This window comes from Lachnospiraceae bacterium oral taxon 500 (assembly GCA_002999035.1).
Classification (GTDB): Bacteria; Bacillota; Clostridia; order Lachnospirales; family Vallitaleaceae; genus W11650.
The window spans coordinates 1,625,525-1,640,237 of sequence record CP027241.1 but is presented as its reverse complement, the minus strand read 5'-3'; the positions used below and the strand labels follow the sequence as shown (position 1 = coordinate 1,640,237).

The window sequence follows — 14,713 nt, the reverse complement described above, 5'->3', positions numbered from 1 at the left end:
CGAGTTTTAAAGCTTAATTTTTATCTTAGGTATACTTTGATACCTCTTTTAGTCTTAACGCTCTAAAAATGCCTTTACACCGCCTTATAGGATAACTATAAATGTTCTCCCTTGTCATAATCTTCAATAGTCGGAATCTTGCCGGTCTTTTTCTGTGATAGTTTTTCTTTATCCTGTTCATACCAATTAAGGATAGTTACATAGTGGTCTTGATATGTCTTTCCTGTACTCTTGATATATCTTGACAGTTTTTCAATCATTGTGTTTGTGTGGCTTTTTAACTTTTCCTTTAGTCTTTGATATTCTTCATCGCTTAATTTGACATTATGAAATTCCCCGTAGGTTTTTGAGTTTGGGGGTGGGGGGCTTTCTTCTTCTCCTCTACCCTTATCTATACTACCCTTATCTAACCTATCCTTACCTATCCTATCCTGTGTATCCAAATCGGATACATTTTGGATACAGATACGCTCCGTTTTCTCGTAAAGATTGTTGTTACTGATGTTTAGATAGCTTTTTTCGTCTTTATAGATTGTCCCCTTGTACCTATCTTTCTGAATGTAGTTGTTTCGTTTCCAATGGGTAATCACAATAATTCCGCTCTCAAATACAATCACAAAGCCTTTGGTAACTAATATCTTAAAATCATCTTCACTTGCTCCTATCATTCTCAAGATTGTTTTGGGATTGCCTACAAATCCATCATCATCGGCACTCATATTCAGGTGCATATAAAGTGCCTGTGAGGATAAAGGCATTTCTAAAAACATATCGCACCAGATAACGGACTTGGAAAACATTCGTCTTTCTGCCATTTTTCTCTCCTTTCTTTTCTTACGCAAAAGGGAGTAACAAATCATTACTCCCCTCATAGTCTTTAAGGAAGTCGTGATTTACGACACCCTTCGTTTTTGTGCAAGTCCCTAAAACAAGGACTCTGCTTTATATCTGCGTTCCTAAAATGGGTATACAGACCTTATTCACTGAAACAGTGCGTCTGCTTGTAGGAGTGAACGATTTGTTCACCCCCCTTAAATGGTATCCCATTTCAGGACTTCATCTTTCCTCATTCCTGTAATAATCTTTTGTCCTTTCCTTTCGTTTTTCATAGGCTTCTTGTTGCTCTTGGTACTTCTTAATCTGAGCAATGACACTCGGTTTTTCTCCTCTCTTGACTGCCTTATCAATCTCAATGGATAGGTCTATTCCATAATCATCATTGACGGTTTTTACGGCATACTTGATATGATTGATTTGCTCGTATTCGTCTTTTATTCGCTGAGATTGACGGTTTAAGTTCTTTATCTCTTGTTCAAGGCTTTCAATCTCTTTCTTCCAACTCTTTGGCTTTAAGGCACTTTCACCGCTTAGTTTTTCAATCCGTCCTTTTGCTCTTTGGTATTTGTCGATTTCCTCTTGATGGACATTGTAGAAGCTATCTTTGAACAAAAAGGTTTTACCTTTCCACTCCTCATAAACCTTTCTGTTTGCTTTGATGATGTCTGCATAGACAAGGCACTGATGAAGTGTTTCTATTCTTTGGGTTTTGACTTTGATGTCTTGACTAATCTTCTTATTTTGGGATTGTAATGTGCTTATCTTTTCTTGTAGGTCTGCTATGGTTTTAAGGTTATTGTCTTTCAGATATATTCTTGCCTTTGAAAATCGTCTTAAGTCTGCACCTATCTTTTTGTTGCTTACATAGGGGTTTAGCTTTCTTGCTTTTTCTCCCTGTAAGTCATAATAAATACTGATGTACTCATAGAGATTAAAGAGTTCCGCCTTGTTCTCATATTCTTCTTTTTTCTCCTGTTTGTATTCATCATATTTTACTTGCAGACTTCCAAGTAACGAGCCTATCCAAGCTGTAAGTTTGGATAGCTCCTCTTTTAATTTTCTAAATTCTAAATTCAAGGCGATGATTTTTCTGTTTTGGTTCCCTCTTTCTGTCTGTATGCCTTTTTTCTCCATTTGGTAACTGCTTGTTCCTAAATGGATTTGCGGGAGTTCTTCTCTGCCTTGTTCTTCAAAGGTGCGTGGATCTATCCTTTTAGCTATGTTGTTCCTTGCTAAATATTCGTTTGCTTTTTTTGAAAAGTTTTCTCTCCACTCTTTTGCTTTGTCAGGTTCGTTCCAATCATTTAAGTTTACTTTTCTTGATTTATAGTTTCCGCTTTTCAGTTTTATCTTTTCTCCGTCTTCATCAAGGATATATTCTTTTCTGCATTTCGGTTTCCATTTTCCCTCACTATCCATTTCTCTTAGGGTAAGTAAGATATGTGCGTGTGGTTGTTCTTCATGATCGCTTGCCATAGGATTATGAATATTACAGTCCGCTATCATACCTTTCGAAGTAAAGTTTTCTTCTATAAATTCGCTGATTAACTTTATTCTGTTCTGTTCATTTAATTCTCTTGGCAATTCAAAGAGTAGATTTCTTGCAAGTTGTGAGTTTTTACTTTTTTCGATTTTTTCAACACTATTCCATAGGTATTCTCTGTTTGAAAACTCTTTTGGGATATGTTCCGGCAGAAAGATTTTTGAAAATACAAGGTCTTCTTTTTTAGAATAGTCATGTGTTTTTCCATAGTATTCATCTTGTAATTTATCTCTTGCATTATATGCAGCTTTTGCAATTACGCTATGTCCCTTTGACCTTGTAACAATATCTACATGGGTATGCAAACTTTTGATTTCCATTCTTTTTCGCTCCTTTTGATTTATGATTTTTGTATTTTCGGGCATAAGAAAAGCAGATAGATTTTCTTTAATAATTTTCTATCTGCTTATCTTTATCCATTATTTAATTTTCATATTTTAATATCCTGATGTTGAAAGGTATCTTTACTCCCTTTTTCAAAGGGCGCAAAGATACACCGACTACATTCGGTGCTTTGCGTTCCTGCGGAAAGCTATACGCTCCGCTAAGGAAACAAAAACGCTAAAGCATTTTTATTTGTTCAAGGGGGCTACTCCCCCTTAGACCCCTGTGAACTTTGCTTTTTGTAGATTTTTAAATCCACAAAAAAGCAAAGTGTTAAAATGTTTCTCACTTTGCTCCATCTCAATTCCTAATACATTTTCTGTTTTTCTTATTCTTCATCAGTCGGTTCTTCAAAATTATCATTTGTGTTTTCTTCTTCAAGATTTGGATTTTCTTCTAATGAGATTTCTTTTTCTCTTAAATGAATTTCTGTAAGTTCTTTTAGCTTTTCTCTATTTCGATTATCAGAAAGTACATAATCTAAAAAGGCATAGATTAAATCATTATCTGTATTTTCTTCTACTCCGGTTATCTGTTTTTCAAATTTCTCAAACACGCCTCCTTTTTCTACTTTTCGTTTCGTGTCCGCCTTTCTTTTTAGCTGTGATTTCTTTTGTCTTAGTTGCTTGATTTTGTTTTCCGCCTGTTCTTTTTTCTTAGTTTCTTTTTCCAACTGGCTCATTACATTTTCTAACTCTTTCATTTTTCATTCCTCCATTTCAATATTGTTGTGTTCCAAACAAAGAAAGGCTAAGCACCTTTCTTTGATACTTAACCTTTCAGCATTTTTTAGAATTTATCTTCTAAAAGTTTTCTTAGTTTTTCTAAAATCTTGTCCCTCCTTTTTCCGATTGCTTGATAGCTTACTTTTTCTTTTTTACCAATCGACCTTAGACTTTCTTCTTTGTAGAAAATGGCTTCTATCAGCTCTCTTTCTTTTTTTGTGAGTGTTGCCAACGCCTTGTTTAATTCTTCAATCTGCATTTTGACCTCTACAATTTTTTCTAAGTCTACTCTTTCATCTATGATATTGTCTACAAAGTGTCCGTCATAATCCAGTGCTGAAAACGGTATTACATTGTTTTTCCAATCTTTCTTGATAAGGTATTTTTCATGCTCGGTTATCTTCCAATAGGCTTTATATACTTCTTCACTTACCTTAACCGCTTTTCCTTTGACATAAATGAAATATTCTCTTTTATCTTTATCCACCCAGTATTCCTCCTTTTCTATTCTCTGATTTTGCTTTTTGAGAATAAAAAAGGAGGACTTCTACACTTTGGCGTAAAATGTCCTCTTAGGTTAAAAACTAATACTTTATATGATTTTCTACTTTGTTGGTTTTGATAAAATGATATTGCTATGTGTAAGCAATTACAAACATAAAAAAGGATAAATATATCTTATGCTAATAACAGAATTTGATGTTCCCATTATTTATCCCTCCATAAAACTTATATAAATCAAATCTTTCTCCCTTCTTAGATTAGTTTTTCCATGTTAATCATTTATTTTTAGTTGCAACATATTCTTCAAACATCTTGATTATCTCAGTATCCGAAAATCCTAACTCATATAGTTTTTCCAACAACATTTTTGTTAGTGTATTCGAATCCTGATTTCTTAACTCAATTATTTTCTGATCACTTTCAATAACAAAATATCCTTTACTTCCACGACTAACAATCAGTCCCTGTTTCTCAAGAACTTTTAAAGCTTTTTGAACTGTTGCAGGATTACATCCCTCCCTCTGTGCTAAAGCCCTTATAGGTGGCATCTGTTGTTCCGTAATATAATCGCCTCTTAAAATAGACACTCTTAACGCTGAAGCAATTTGCAAATATAGATATACATTCATTTATTTTTATTTTTTCTTCCTCGTACGAATTTCCAATATGCAGAATATGGAATAACCGCAGCAAATAGAAGATAATATTTATTAGCAAACATATCGGGGATTCCTTTTGCATTGAAATGAACAGGAATTTTCTCTGGGAGAAATATGCAAACAATAAATATTACAAACATTATCCCTATCAACACCAATACATCTTTTAAAAATCTTTTTTTCATAGAACATCGCCTCCTTAAACTAAAAATTTAATTTACAAGTTTTTATATAAACACCACCTGCAATAATAAGCAAAATAAATGCTACTCCTAACAATGTTAATAATATAGGAAAATGCAAAAACCAATGGAGAAGAATTGGTATAACTAACGCAGCCATTCCAATAATTGCAGACACAATAACAGGCATACTCTGTTTTACTATCATCATCTCACTTTCCCATTCAAAGTTGGGAAATTTTTTATTCAAAGAAATTCCAATCACTGTTATAAAAACGGAATAACAAATAGGAACAATTATTAAGCTGATGGTTTGAATAATGTCCATATCAAGCTTTAGCAAAAATATAAACACAGAAACAATATATCCAATTAAATGAAGCGTAAGATTTACTGCAATCTTAGAATTTAAAATCGTTTTTACCCTAATAGGAGAACTTTGCAAAATCCAAACATTTTTACCTTCTAAAGATATGGAAAATGCTGCCGGACAACTAAGTAAAAACATTGAAGCAATACACATCGGAGCAAAATTTGAAAGATATTCATTAACATTTTCGATTCCCGAATATTCCCCTATTTGTTGTAAAGAATTAAAAAGAAGAAATATGCTGAAAACACATAAAAGTATTACACCAAGACCTGCATTCAATACTGCCATATATGAATTTAGAAATCGTCCCATTTCTTTTTTATATAGGGCAAAAAATACTGATTTTCTATTATTCGAATTTTTGTTGTCAGAATATCTTGTTGTTGTTTTAGCAAGAGTATTAAGCAACCCATACTTCAATGAAACCACTTTGGCAAATATATAAAAAAATACTATTGAAAGAACAATAAATAATCCTACTCCAATGTACATTGGAAAATTATAGTATTCCATAAATAGCTTAGATAACGGGTACAATCCGGTAATTTGCTTAGAAAGCATAATCCCAATACTATTTTCATTACCTGATTTCATAGCTGACACTGCAATATATCCAATTATCCCTATCATTGCAAATGAAAAAATTAAAGCAATAACATTTTTTCTCTTAAAGAAAGATGAAGCAACAACAATAATGATTCCCATACATGCTGCTATACACATAGGTATCAACGGAACAAAAATTATGGAAGTAAAATACAATATAATCTGTAATGCATTTAAACTTCCGTTTAACACCCAAACAATTCCCCCCGGAAGCATAAACATCAATCCTATTAAAAAATTCAATAAATACATAAACATAAACTTGCTGCTTATAATATCCGAACTTTTTACAGGCAATGACAAAAGATTTTCCATATCACGACTGCCAAATAAAATCCCATTCGAATAAAATATTGTCAAAAATAATATTGCAAAGCTTGATACCGATACCATATATGCCGGTATCAACTCCTGCTGTCCCAGTTGTACCAATGTTTTGGCTGTTATGATATTATAAACAAAGAAAAATATAGCAAGAGTTATTATTCCAAAACTTGCAATAACAATTGAACTTTGTTTTTTATTTCCCGGCTCTTTCATTTCGTTGATCGGAAAGAAATTTATCAATTGTGCTCTAATTAGTATCCAAATTTTGCTCATTATCCTGCACCTCCATGAAAAAAGTTTCCAAAGATTTATTGCCTTTGACTTCTTCTGTATTTCCGCTCGCAATTAACTTTCCATTTTTTATAATTGCAATTTTATTACATAATTTTTCTGCAACATCCAATACATGTGTTGAAAAGAAAATAGCTCCTCCATCTGATACGCATTCGTGCATTATTTTCTTTAGTAGAAAAGTTGCTTTCGGATCAAGTCCAACAAAAGGTTCATCTAAAATTAGTAACTTTGGAGAATGCACCAGTGCAGAAATAATCGCCGTTCTTTGCTTCATGCCATGTGAATACGAAGATATCATTCCCGAAAGATGTTTCGTCATTTCAAATAAATCGCCGTATCTCTGAATTCTTTCTCTGCGTATTTCAGTAGAAACTTCAAATAAATCTGCAATAAAATTGATGTACTGAAATCCTGTCAGATGTTCATATAAATCCGGATTATCCGGAATGTATGCCATTATTTTCTTACAAATAACAGGCTCTTCTTTAATAGAATGCCCGTCAATCGTTATACTTCCATTCTCAAAATCATGAATTCCAACTACCGCTTTTATCGTTGTAGTTTTTCCGGCTCCATTTGCACCAATGAATCCATAAATATCTCCAGACTGTACTGAAATGGATAAGTTTTCAACAGCCTTTTTGTTCCCATAGAATTTACTAAAATTCTTTATCTCTAACATAATTTCCACCTCCATTGACAATTTGTCAGTTATTCCTTGAAATAAAACCGATAACTTGTTTAGCAGTAGCTATCGGCATATTATTCTCCTTGTAAACATTCTATTCTTTTTTTAATTACTAAAGAGCTTTTTCGTATTTAAGCTTTGTTCAAGCATTACCTTAAATGCATTTAAGTAACTATTAACAGGTTCTTTCTTTAGATATCTTATACTTATGTTATTTGAAACAAAAACATAAGCTGTCATAAGAAATTCTGCTGTTTCTAATGGATATTTTACAGAAAAAACTTTTTCTGTTATTCCTTGATTTATAATCTTTTCAAAATATATTGTTAGTTTTTCGACAAGTTTATGAGATAACTTATCTATCATATATTGATTTTCTTTAAGGTCAACAGTTTTTTGTAGCACTATACCCTCTGCTGAAATATTTTCCGAAGATATAATTGTGACATCTATAAAAGATCTGATTTTTTCTATGGCAGTTTTATCTTCATCATAAGCAATAATATAAATATCTTTCAGTAGTCTATCTGAATATTGTTCTACAAGACAATATAAGATATCCTCTTTATTCTTAAAGTGATAATATAACAACCCTCTTGATATATTTACTTTATCAACTATATCCTGAGTTGTTGTATTAGTATATCCTTTCTCCATAAAGAGTATCATTGCAGCATCCATAATCTCTGCACGTCGTATTTCAGGTTCTTTTACATCTCTCATTTTATACCTCCTATTATTTATATAATACATCTAAACTGACAAATTGTCAATTGATTTTAATCTTGTTATTTTATGCTTTTTCATAGTCTTTTCTTAAACTCTTTAGCTTTTCATGTTTTTTTCTCTCTCCTTACTTTATACCTTTCCTGATATTCCCTCTGCTTCAATTCTATCCTTTACTTTTTTCATATACCTATAATTGTACTCACGCTTCTTTTCTCTCTTTTTCCTTAGTTTTTCGAGTTCCTCAAGTTCTTCTTGTGTCAGTTCTTTAGCTTCTTTCTGTGGTAGTTCAAACTTACCGATAAAATTTAGGTAGATTTCAACTTCCTGTATTCTCTCATAGTTTTCCCACTTACCCTCATGAACCAATATTTTATCTACAAATTCATTGATCATTTGGGTTGTGAGTTCGCTAAAGTCAGTATATTTCTTTACAAGTGCAATAAACTTATCCGCTCTGATACTGTCTTCTTCAAAATCTCTTAATGTGTCTTTTGTTTGCTCTATTGATTTTTCTAATGCCGTCTGTTCTGTTTCAAAGTCTTTTAACATCATATCAAAATGCTTATTAGAGAGTTTTCCGCTTACATTATCTTCATATAGCTTTCGGATTAAACTATTTATTTCAGATATTCTTTTTTCTTCTTTTGCTAATCTTTTCTTTAATAGCTTTGAGGTTTTTTCCTGTTGCTCCTTTGATGCCCGATATACTTTTTTAATAAACTCTTCTTCATTCAATTTTACATATTCGCTTACTTCCCTTATGGTATCTAAAACTAATTTATTGATAACTTCACTTCGGATATAGTGTGATGAGCATTTTTCTTCAAAATTTCCCCTTGCCAAGTTATAGGTTGAGCAAATATATTCATCTTTTAGAGGACGCCTTTTATCTGTTTTTCTCCCTAACCAATCTCTCTTAAATCCTGCTTTTCCACGATGATTATACATTTTAGCTCCGCAATCTGCACAAAAAACAAGTCCGGTTAATGGATTTGCTATGCCTACGCTATCCGTTCTTCTAATGGTCTTTCTAAGTTTTTGAACTGTATTAAAGGTTTCTTCATCAATAATGGCTTCTTGTGTATTTTCAAAGATTACCCATTCGTCTTTGGACGTTTTCTTGCTTTTATGACTTTTATAGGACTCTTTGTAGGTACGAAAGTTCACAGTATGTCCCATATACTCAGGTCTACTTAGAATATTGCTTATAGTTGTTCCTCTCCAAAGATATGGCTCTGTTGAGTTATAGTTAGATATATGGTTTCCCATTCCTCTTTGAGCAAGATAATACGATGGTCTTTCAACCTTTTCTTCTGTTAGAATCTTGGCTATTTGATACGGACCGTTTCCCTCTAAACTCATTTGAAATATGCGTCTTACTACTTCAGCAGCTTCTTCATCAATAATCCATTTGCTTGGATTGTCTTTATCTTTACGATAGCCATATATAGCATGGTTTGATGTATGATGTCCTCCCTCCAATCCTCTTGACTTTAATACACTCTTTATCTTTTTACTGGCATCTCTAATGTACCATTCATTCATAATATTTAGAAATGGAGCAAATTCGGCACTTTCTGTTTTATTGCTATCAACACTATTTGCGACAGCTATAAAGTGTACTCCCTTTTCTCTAAACATCACTTCGGTATAAAAGCCTACCTGAAGATAATCACGCCCGACACGACTCATATCCTTAACTATCACAGTATCTATGATGTTATTTTCTACTCCCTCAATGAGTTTCTTCCAAGCCGGTCTTTCAAATGAGCCTCCTGAATATCCGTCATCGGTAAAATGCAAGATATTGGTATAGCCATTTTTATTAGCATAATCTTCAAGCATTTTCTTTTGGTTTATAATTGAATTACTGTCCCCTACCATTTCATCATCACGAGAAAGTCTTTCGTAGAGGGCAGTTATCTTTTTGTTTGTAGCCATTGACTTTTCCCCCTTTTTATTTTTCTAATCTACACTTCATAGAATATAACCTCTGTAAAGTGTTTCGGAGCTTGAGTGTACTTTTCTTTAATCTCTTTCTCCTTTATTTCAAGGACATCTCCCACATTTACCTCCGGCAAAACAGGTTCCTCATTTTTCTTAGACATATATTCTTTCAAATACTTAGTAAATCCCTCGTCTTTAATAACCTTACCAGTACTCGTAAATTGAAAGCCGTCAAATTCAGCTACAATCTTCGTTGTATTTTCCACTAAAGGATAGCCCACACTTGCATGGAGCTTATTAGAAATAAGCCTATATACCTTTGCTTCACTCTCAGGAATACCCGATAAATCTTCACTCAGTGAGCTTACTGTAGGAATAATCGCATGATGATCCGTAACTTTTTTAGAGTTGAATACTACCTTGATACGCTCTGTATCAAAATCATTTTGTCCCAGTATATTATTGACTGTACTTGTAATCATATCTTCGGTAAGACATCTGCTGTCTGTTCTTGGATAGGTGATAAGCTTTTTCTCATAAAGACTTTGAGCATAATCAAGTGTCTGTTTGGCTGAGTATCCGAAATGCTTATTGCACTCTCTTTGAAGTGTTGTCAAATCAAATGGCAAGTCAGGTTTTGTAACTTTTTCTTTCTGTACCACATCCGCAATTTCTATTCTGTTTTCGAGTAAGTTTTTAAGCTGTTCCGCCACTTCCAAGCTGTCAATTCGTTCTGTCGAGAGAGTAAAGCCGTCAAGTTCAAGTTCTACCGTATAGTATTTTTCTTTCTTAAAGTTTGCTATCTCGTCATCTCTTTTAACAATCATGGAAAGGGTAGGTGTCTGAACTCTCCCAACACTGTAATTTTGCTTATATAGGCAAGAGTATAGCCTGCTGATGTTCATTCCAACAAGCCAATCTGCAATGGCTCTTGCCTGTGCTGATTCAAAGAGATTATCATAAACATTTCCGTCTTTTAGATTATCAAAGCCCTCTTTAATAGCACTATCTTCCATGGAGGAAATCCAAAGCCTTTTCATTTTCTTTTTACAGCTTGCCTGAAGATATACAAGTCTAAAGATTGCTTCTCCCTCACGACCTGCATCGCAGGCATTGATAACAGTATCAATCTCCTTATCATTCATCAGTTTTTTTAGGACTGCAAACTGCTTCTTTGTTGCCTTTGCCACTTCATATTTGTACTCTTTTGGAATAATCGGCAAGTCATCAATCTTCCATTTTGCATATTTTTCATCGTAAGCATCGGGATTTGCCATCTGAATTAAGTGTCCAACGCACCATGATACTTTATAGCCGTTTCCCTCGTAATATCCGTCCTTTTTATTTTTCGCTCCGATAACCTTTGCGATAGATATGGCTACGCTCGGTTTTTCTGCTATCACAAGTTTATGTTCCATGTATATTTTCCTCCTGTTTCAATATAAGAGGGCGAAAGATTTTCTCTCGCCCTGTGTTTTACAGCAAATAGTATCTTTTTTACTCCTAATCTTCTTCGCTGTCCTCTGTTTCATCTTCCAGTTCCTGATTTTCAACTTCTTCATTTTCCGTTTCTTCACTGCCTTCCGCTTCCGAGAAGAAATCATCATCTTCCTCGAAGGCTTCCAGTTCCTTATCTTCTTTCTTTTTTGCCACCTTAAAATAATAGCCCGCTCCCAATGCCCCCAAAGTTACAAGAGCAAGCAGGATATATGTTCCGGTGCTGCTTTTTTCTTCCTTTTTTTCAGACTTTGCTTCTTCCGTTTTCTCTTGTTTTACAGGTTCTTCCTTAACTACTTCTTTCGGTTTTTCCTTTGCTTCAACCATATTTAGTAAATCATCTTCGGAAACTTCGGTAAGGAGCATTACATTTTCTCCCTGTTCATCGTGATTGATAATCAGGTGAAAGGTCTTACCGTTCTTCGTCTGAAAGGTAATAAACTGTCTTGCATCGGCTGAATATTTGTCTGTTTCTTTGTTATCGCTACTATCTCCATGATGAATGGGATACTCCTGATTGGCATTATTTACATTCTCTGTAACACTTGCCCTTGATTTGGTAGGTTCGGTCGGAATCCCTTTATTGGTATTGGTTGTTTCTCCGTTTGAAGCCATTTTTTGCTTTAAATTCTCCGGCTCTTTTGCAGTCAATTTATTGGGATAACGCACTTCTTTTTCTTCTTCCTTTTTAATAACTGTAATTTCCGGTTTTTTCGGTTCTTCTTTTAGTGTTTCCTGTGCTGCTTCTTTTTCATCAACTTGTGCATAGACTACCGATGGGTAAGTTGCCATAATGACCATAACAGCAAGAAGTAATGCTGTCATTAACCTTGTAAATACCTTATTTTTCATAACTGTTCTCATGATTTTTCTCCTTTTTTATTTCCGTTTGTTCCTTTTTAGCCTTTGCCATTAAATCCGTAATTGTGATGTTGTTCTTCCTGCAAATGGCAATAATCTCCTCATTTTCAAGTTCTTCTTCACGAATCAATAAAGGCTCCAATTCTTCATCAATCAGAGCCTTTTTATCCTTTAACTTCTTTATCCTGTTTTTTACTGCTGTAAGTTCTTTTTTCACATTTTACCGTCCTTTCTTTATTTTACTCTGCCGAAGCCGTAAAAATGCTCCCTCCAGTAAGGTGTATTGATACTGACAAAGCGAATCGGATCACCGGCGTGTATCATCATTCCGTTTCCTGCGTAAATGCCAACGTGAGATATTGGACTTCCACTGTTATAGGTGTTTTTGAAAAAGATTATATCTCCCGCCTTTGCTTCCGATGGAGATACAGGATTGCAGTAAGTTTTGTAAATTCCCCAAGCGGTCGTCCTTGGCATATTTTTTACGCCCAAATGGGTAAAGCTCCAACACACAAAGGACGAACAGTCGAAGTTATTCGGCCCGTTCGCCCCAAATACATATCTCTTTCCGATATGCTTTTCCGCTTCGTTAAACAATGCCTTCACCGTTACATCATCAAAGGCAATCCCCGGATTTGAAAAGTCGGGATTGTCTACAATCTCCGATAAATTTCCGTTTCCGCTTCCAAAGACAGTTTCCATATTTCCTTTAGAGGCAAGCAAGGCTTCATAGTGAAGAACATTATCGGGATACTCTTCAAAGATTTCTCTTACGATACTGTCCATTTCCCTTTTCTTCAGTGTTACTATGAGCTTCTTATATTCGTAGGCTTCTTCATGACTTTCGGTATGCTCATTGCCATCTTCATCGGTATATGTTTCCGTAACTGTCCTGTATCGGATTTCAATTTCTTCCCGATAAGATAAATCATACATCTTTGTAAAAAGGTCATGGATGATACTTTGAACTTCCTTTGAATCCTTAATTTCTCCACATCTTGAAGTGATATAGGATAAAAGCTCATGGGTGTTATGTCCGATTTCTCCCTCTTTTTCTATGAGATATTCATCATAGCCGGGATAATTTCCCTCTACGGAATCTATCTCGTCCTGTAGTCCTTCCTCCAATCCCGAAAACTGCTGATTGATTTCACTTAGTACATTTTGGTCGGAAAGATAGGTTGTAGTTAATACGCCGCTTGTAGAGTTTATCATTCCGGTCATGGAGGTGCCTGCAAATTGAATGATAAAAGTCCCCAAAATAATAAGACCTATGACAATCATCATAAGTCCCTTTGCTTTTCGTATCAGCATTTCTTTGGAGCTTTTCAGTGTTCCGATCAGACTTTCTTTGATACGATCTCTAAGCCTTGATTTATTTCGTTTTCCAATAGTGGATTTCATCTGCTTTTTCTTTTGAAACTTCTTAAAGGCTTTTGCTTGCTTATATTCCTTTGTTTTCTTTAATTCCTCTTTGGCTTCCCGAAACTCCAATTTTGATTTACGCTTTCGTATCTTGTAATCTTTTTTGCTTAGGTTATAGCTTTTTTTAGCCTTTTTCTTATCGGCATAGTTTTTTATCCCATGAAGTAATTTTGAATTTGCGTCTGCAATCTTTTCTCCTGTTTCCACACCCTGATTTTCATCGCTGCCATGGGATAAGTAATCCCTTACCGCTTCACTTCCTTTTGCTAAGCCTGACAGAACGGATACCTTTGCAGACTTTTTCTTTTCTCTGCCCTGAATCATCTCTTTGGAAGACTTTTTCCCTTCCGTCTTATCGTCTGCGGGATTATCTTCCTTTTTCCTTGTATAGACCTTATCCGAGTAGTTTTTTCGTTTATACAGCTTCTTTTGAGCATTGTGCTTTTTAGAAGAGCTTTCCGTTATATCCTCTTTGGTATGAAGATTATCTTCCACATCATAAGTCGATTCAAAATAGTCGCTGTCCCTAAAATCATTGTCATAACGGTCGATGATCCCGTCATTATCAAGGTCTTTTCCTAAAGGATCATAGACTTCTTCATTTTGTTGAGATGTTTCTTTTGAGTTTAGGTCTTTTCTGACCTTTTCAGCCATTTTTCTTTTATTTAAAAGCTCGGCTTTTTGTTTCTCAAAGGAATTTTCATTTGACCTTTGAGGAAAAACTTTCTCTTTTTTTACGCCTTCTGATGCAGAAACTATCTCACCGGCTATGGTTTCATCATTTGCAAAGGGATTAAAAGCACTGTTTTCATCGCCGGATACAAGAGGGGATTTAGTATCTTCTTTTAATGTATCTGTTTCCTTGTCTTTTACAACATTTTTAGGCTGTTTTCCCTTTCTTTTAGGACTTCCTTGCAAAAGCTCATTCTTGGAATTTCTTTTGCTTTCCTTTTCGTGGATCTTATCCTGAAATCGGTCTTTCTCGTGAATAATTTTCCCTCGGTAATCATCGCCATGCTTTAATTTACCGGCTTCATCCGCATCCATATATTCTTTCCCTAACAGTTTTGCTTCCTCTTTGATTTTCTGCCTTTCCTTAAAATCTCGCCTTAATTTCTTTTCCACAAGCTAT

Annotated in this window: 13 protein-coding genes and 1 pseudogene; all 14 read right to left on the bottom strand. The window is 34.4% G+C overall.

Features of this window, described 5'->3' with window-relative positions:
- Positions 1–95 precede the first annotated feature (95 nt).
- A complete protein-coding gene (locus C3V36_07600; protein ID AVM69115.1) occupies positions 96–815 on the bottom strand; it encodes a replisome organizer in 720 nt (239 codons plus the stop codon).
- A gap of 241 nt (positions 816–1,056) precedes the next feature.
- Positions 1,057–2,700 (bottom strand): MobA/MobL protein, encoded by a 1,644-nt coding sequence (locus tag C3V36_07595; GenBank protein AVM69114.1) that lies wholly within the window; start codon positions 2,698–2,700, stop codon positions 1,057–1,059.
- 392 nt (positions 2,701–3,092) lie between these two features.
- Positions 3,093–3,467 carry a hypothetical protein gene (locus C3V36_07590; GenBank protein AVM69113.1) on the bottom strand — a complete coding sequence of 125 codons (375 nt, stop codon included), beginning with the start codon at positions 3,465–3,467 and terminating at the stop codon, positions 3,093–3,095.
- Between the two features lie 86 nt (positions 3,468–3,553).
- Positions 3,554–3,976 (bottom strand): RNA polymerase subunit sigma-70, encoded by a 423-nt coding sequence (locus tag C3V36_07585; protein AVM69112.1) that lies wholly within the window; start codon positions 3,974–3,976, stop codon positions 3,554–3,556.
- A 292-nt stretch (positions 3,977–4,268) separates the two neighbouring features.
- On the bottom strand, positions 4,269–4,622 hold the full coding sequence (locus C3V36_07580; GenBank protein AVM69111.1) for a GntR family transcriptional regulator: 354 nt from the start codon (positions 4,620–4,622) through the stop codon (positions 4,269–4,271).
- Positions 4,619–4,837 carry a DUF1648 domain-containing protein gene (locus tag C3V36_07575; GenBank protein AVM69110.1) on the bottom strand — a complete coding sequence of 73 codons (219 nt, stop codon included), beginning with the start codon at positions 4,835–4,837 and terminating at the stop codon, positions 4,619–4,621. Before C3V36_07575 ends, C3V36_07580 begins: the two co-directional genes overlap by 4 nt.
- 19 nt (positions 4,838–4,856) lie before the next feature.
- Positions 4,857–6,413: a hypothetical protein gene (locus C3V36_07570; protein ID AVM69109.1), complete on the bottom strand. Its 1,557-nt coding sequence runs from the start codon at positions 6,411–6,413 to the stop codon at positions 4,857–4,859.
- A complete protein-coding gene (locus C3V36_07565; GenBank protein AVM69108.1) occupies positions 6,388–7,116 on the bottom strand; it encodes an ABC transporter ATP-binding protein in 729 nt (242 codons plus the stop codon). The genes C3V36_07570 and C3V36_07565 overlap by 26 nt, the downstream gene beginning before the upstream one ends.
- A 111-nt stretch (positions 7,117–7,227) precedes the next feature.
- Positions 7,228–7,845 (bottom strand): TetR/AcrR family transcriptional regulator, encoded by a 618-nt coding sequence (locus C3V36_07560; GenBank protein ID AVM69107.1) that lies wholly within the window; start codon positions 7,843–7,845, stop codon positions 7,228–7,230.
- Between the two features lie 135 nt (positions 7,846–7,980).
- Positions 7,981–9,792, bottom strand: a complete 1,812-nt coding sequence (locus C3V36_07555; protein AVM69106.1) for a recombinase — start codon at positions 9,790–9,792, stop codon at positions 7,981–7,983.
- Between the two features lie 50 nt (positions 9,793–9,842).
- Positions 9,843–11,216 (bottom strand): annotated as a pseudogene (locus tag C3V36_07550) (DNA topoisomerase III).
- An 85-nt stretch (positions 11,217–11,301) separates the two neighbouring features.
- Positions 11,302–12,159 (bottom strand): hypothetical protein, encoded by an 858-nt coding sequence (locus C3V36_07545; protein ID AVM69105.1) that lies wholly within the window; start codon positions 12,157–12,159, stop codon positions 11,302–11,304.
- Entirely contained in the window at positions 12,137–12,373 is a 237-nt protein-coding gene (locus C3V36_07540; protein AVM69104.1) for a conjugal transfer protein, read from the bottom strand. The genes C3V36_07545 and C3V36_07540 overlap by 23 nt, the downstream gene beginning before the upstream one ends.
- A gap of 17 nt (positions 12,374–12,390) precedes the next feature.
- Positions 12,391–14,706 carry a CHAP domain-containing protein gene (locus C3V36_07535; GenBank protein AVM69103.1) on the bottom strand — a complete coding sequence of 772 codons (2,316 nt, stop codon included), beginning with the start codon at positions 14,704–14,706 and terminating at the stop codon, positions 12,391–12,393.
- Positions 14,707–14,713 lie beyond the last annotated feature (7 nt).

What these genes read in the sequence shown, in the direction of transcription:
- C3V36_07600 (AVM69115.1), bottom strand. Translation starts at nt 815, where the DNA reads ATGGCAGAAAGACGAATGTTTTCCAAGTCCGTTATCTGGTGCGATATG.
- C3V36_07595 (AVM69114.1), bottom strand. Translation starts at nt 2,700, where the DNA reads ATGGAAATCAAAAGTTTGCATACCCATGTAGATATTGTTACAAGGTCA.
- C3V36_07590 (AVM69113.1), bottom strand. Translation starts at nt 3,467, where the DNA reads ATGAAAGAGTTAGAAAATGTAATGAGCCAGTTGGAAAAAGAAACTAAG.
- C3V36_07580 (AVM69111.1), bottom strand. Translation starts at nt 4,622, where the DNA reads ATGAATGTATATCTATATTTGCAAATTGCTTCAGCGTTAAGAGTGTCT.
- C3V36_07575 (AVM69110.1), bottom strand. Translation starts at nt 4,837, where the DNA reads ATGAAAAAAAGATTTTTAAAAGATGTATTGGTGTTGATAGGGATAATG.
- C3V36_07570 (AVM69109.1), bottom strand. Translation starts at nt 6,413, where the DNA reads ATGAGCAAAATTTGGATACTAATTAGAGCACAATTGATAAATTTCTTT.
- C3V36_07565 (AVM69108.1), bottom strand. Translation starts at nt 7,116, where the DNA reads ATGTTAGAGATAAAGAATTTTAGTAAATTCTATGGGAACAAAAAGGCT.
- C3V36_07560 (AVM69107.1), bottom strand. Translation starts at nt 7,845, where the DNA reads ATGAGAGATGTAAAAGAACCTGAAATACGACGTGCAGAGATTATGGAT.
- C3V36_07555 (AVM69106.1), bottom strand. Translation starts at nt 9,792, where the DNA reads ATGGCTACAAACAAAAAGATAACTGCCCTCTACGAAAGACTTTCTCGT.
- C3V36_07545 (AVM69105.1), bottom strand. Translation starts at nt 12,159, where the DNA reads ATGAGAACAGTTATGAAAAATAAGGTATTTACAAGGTTAATGACAGCA.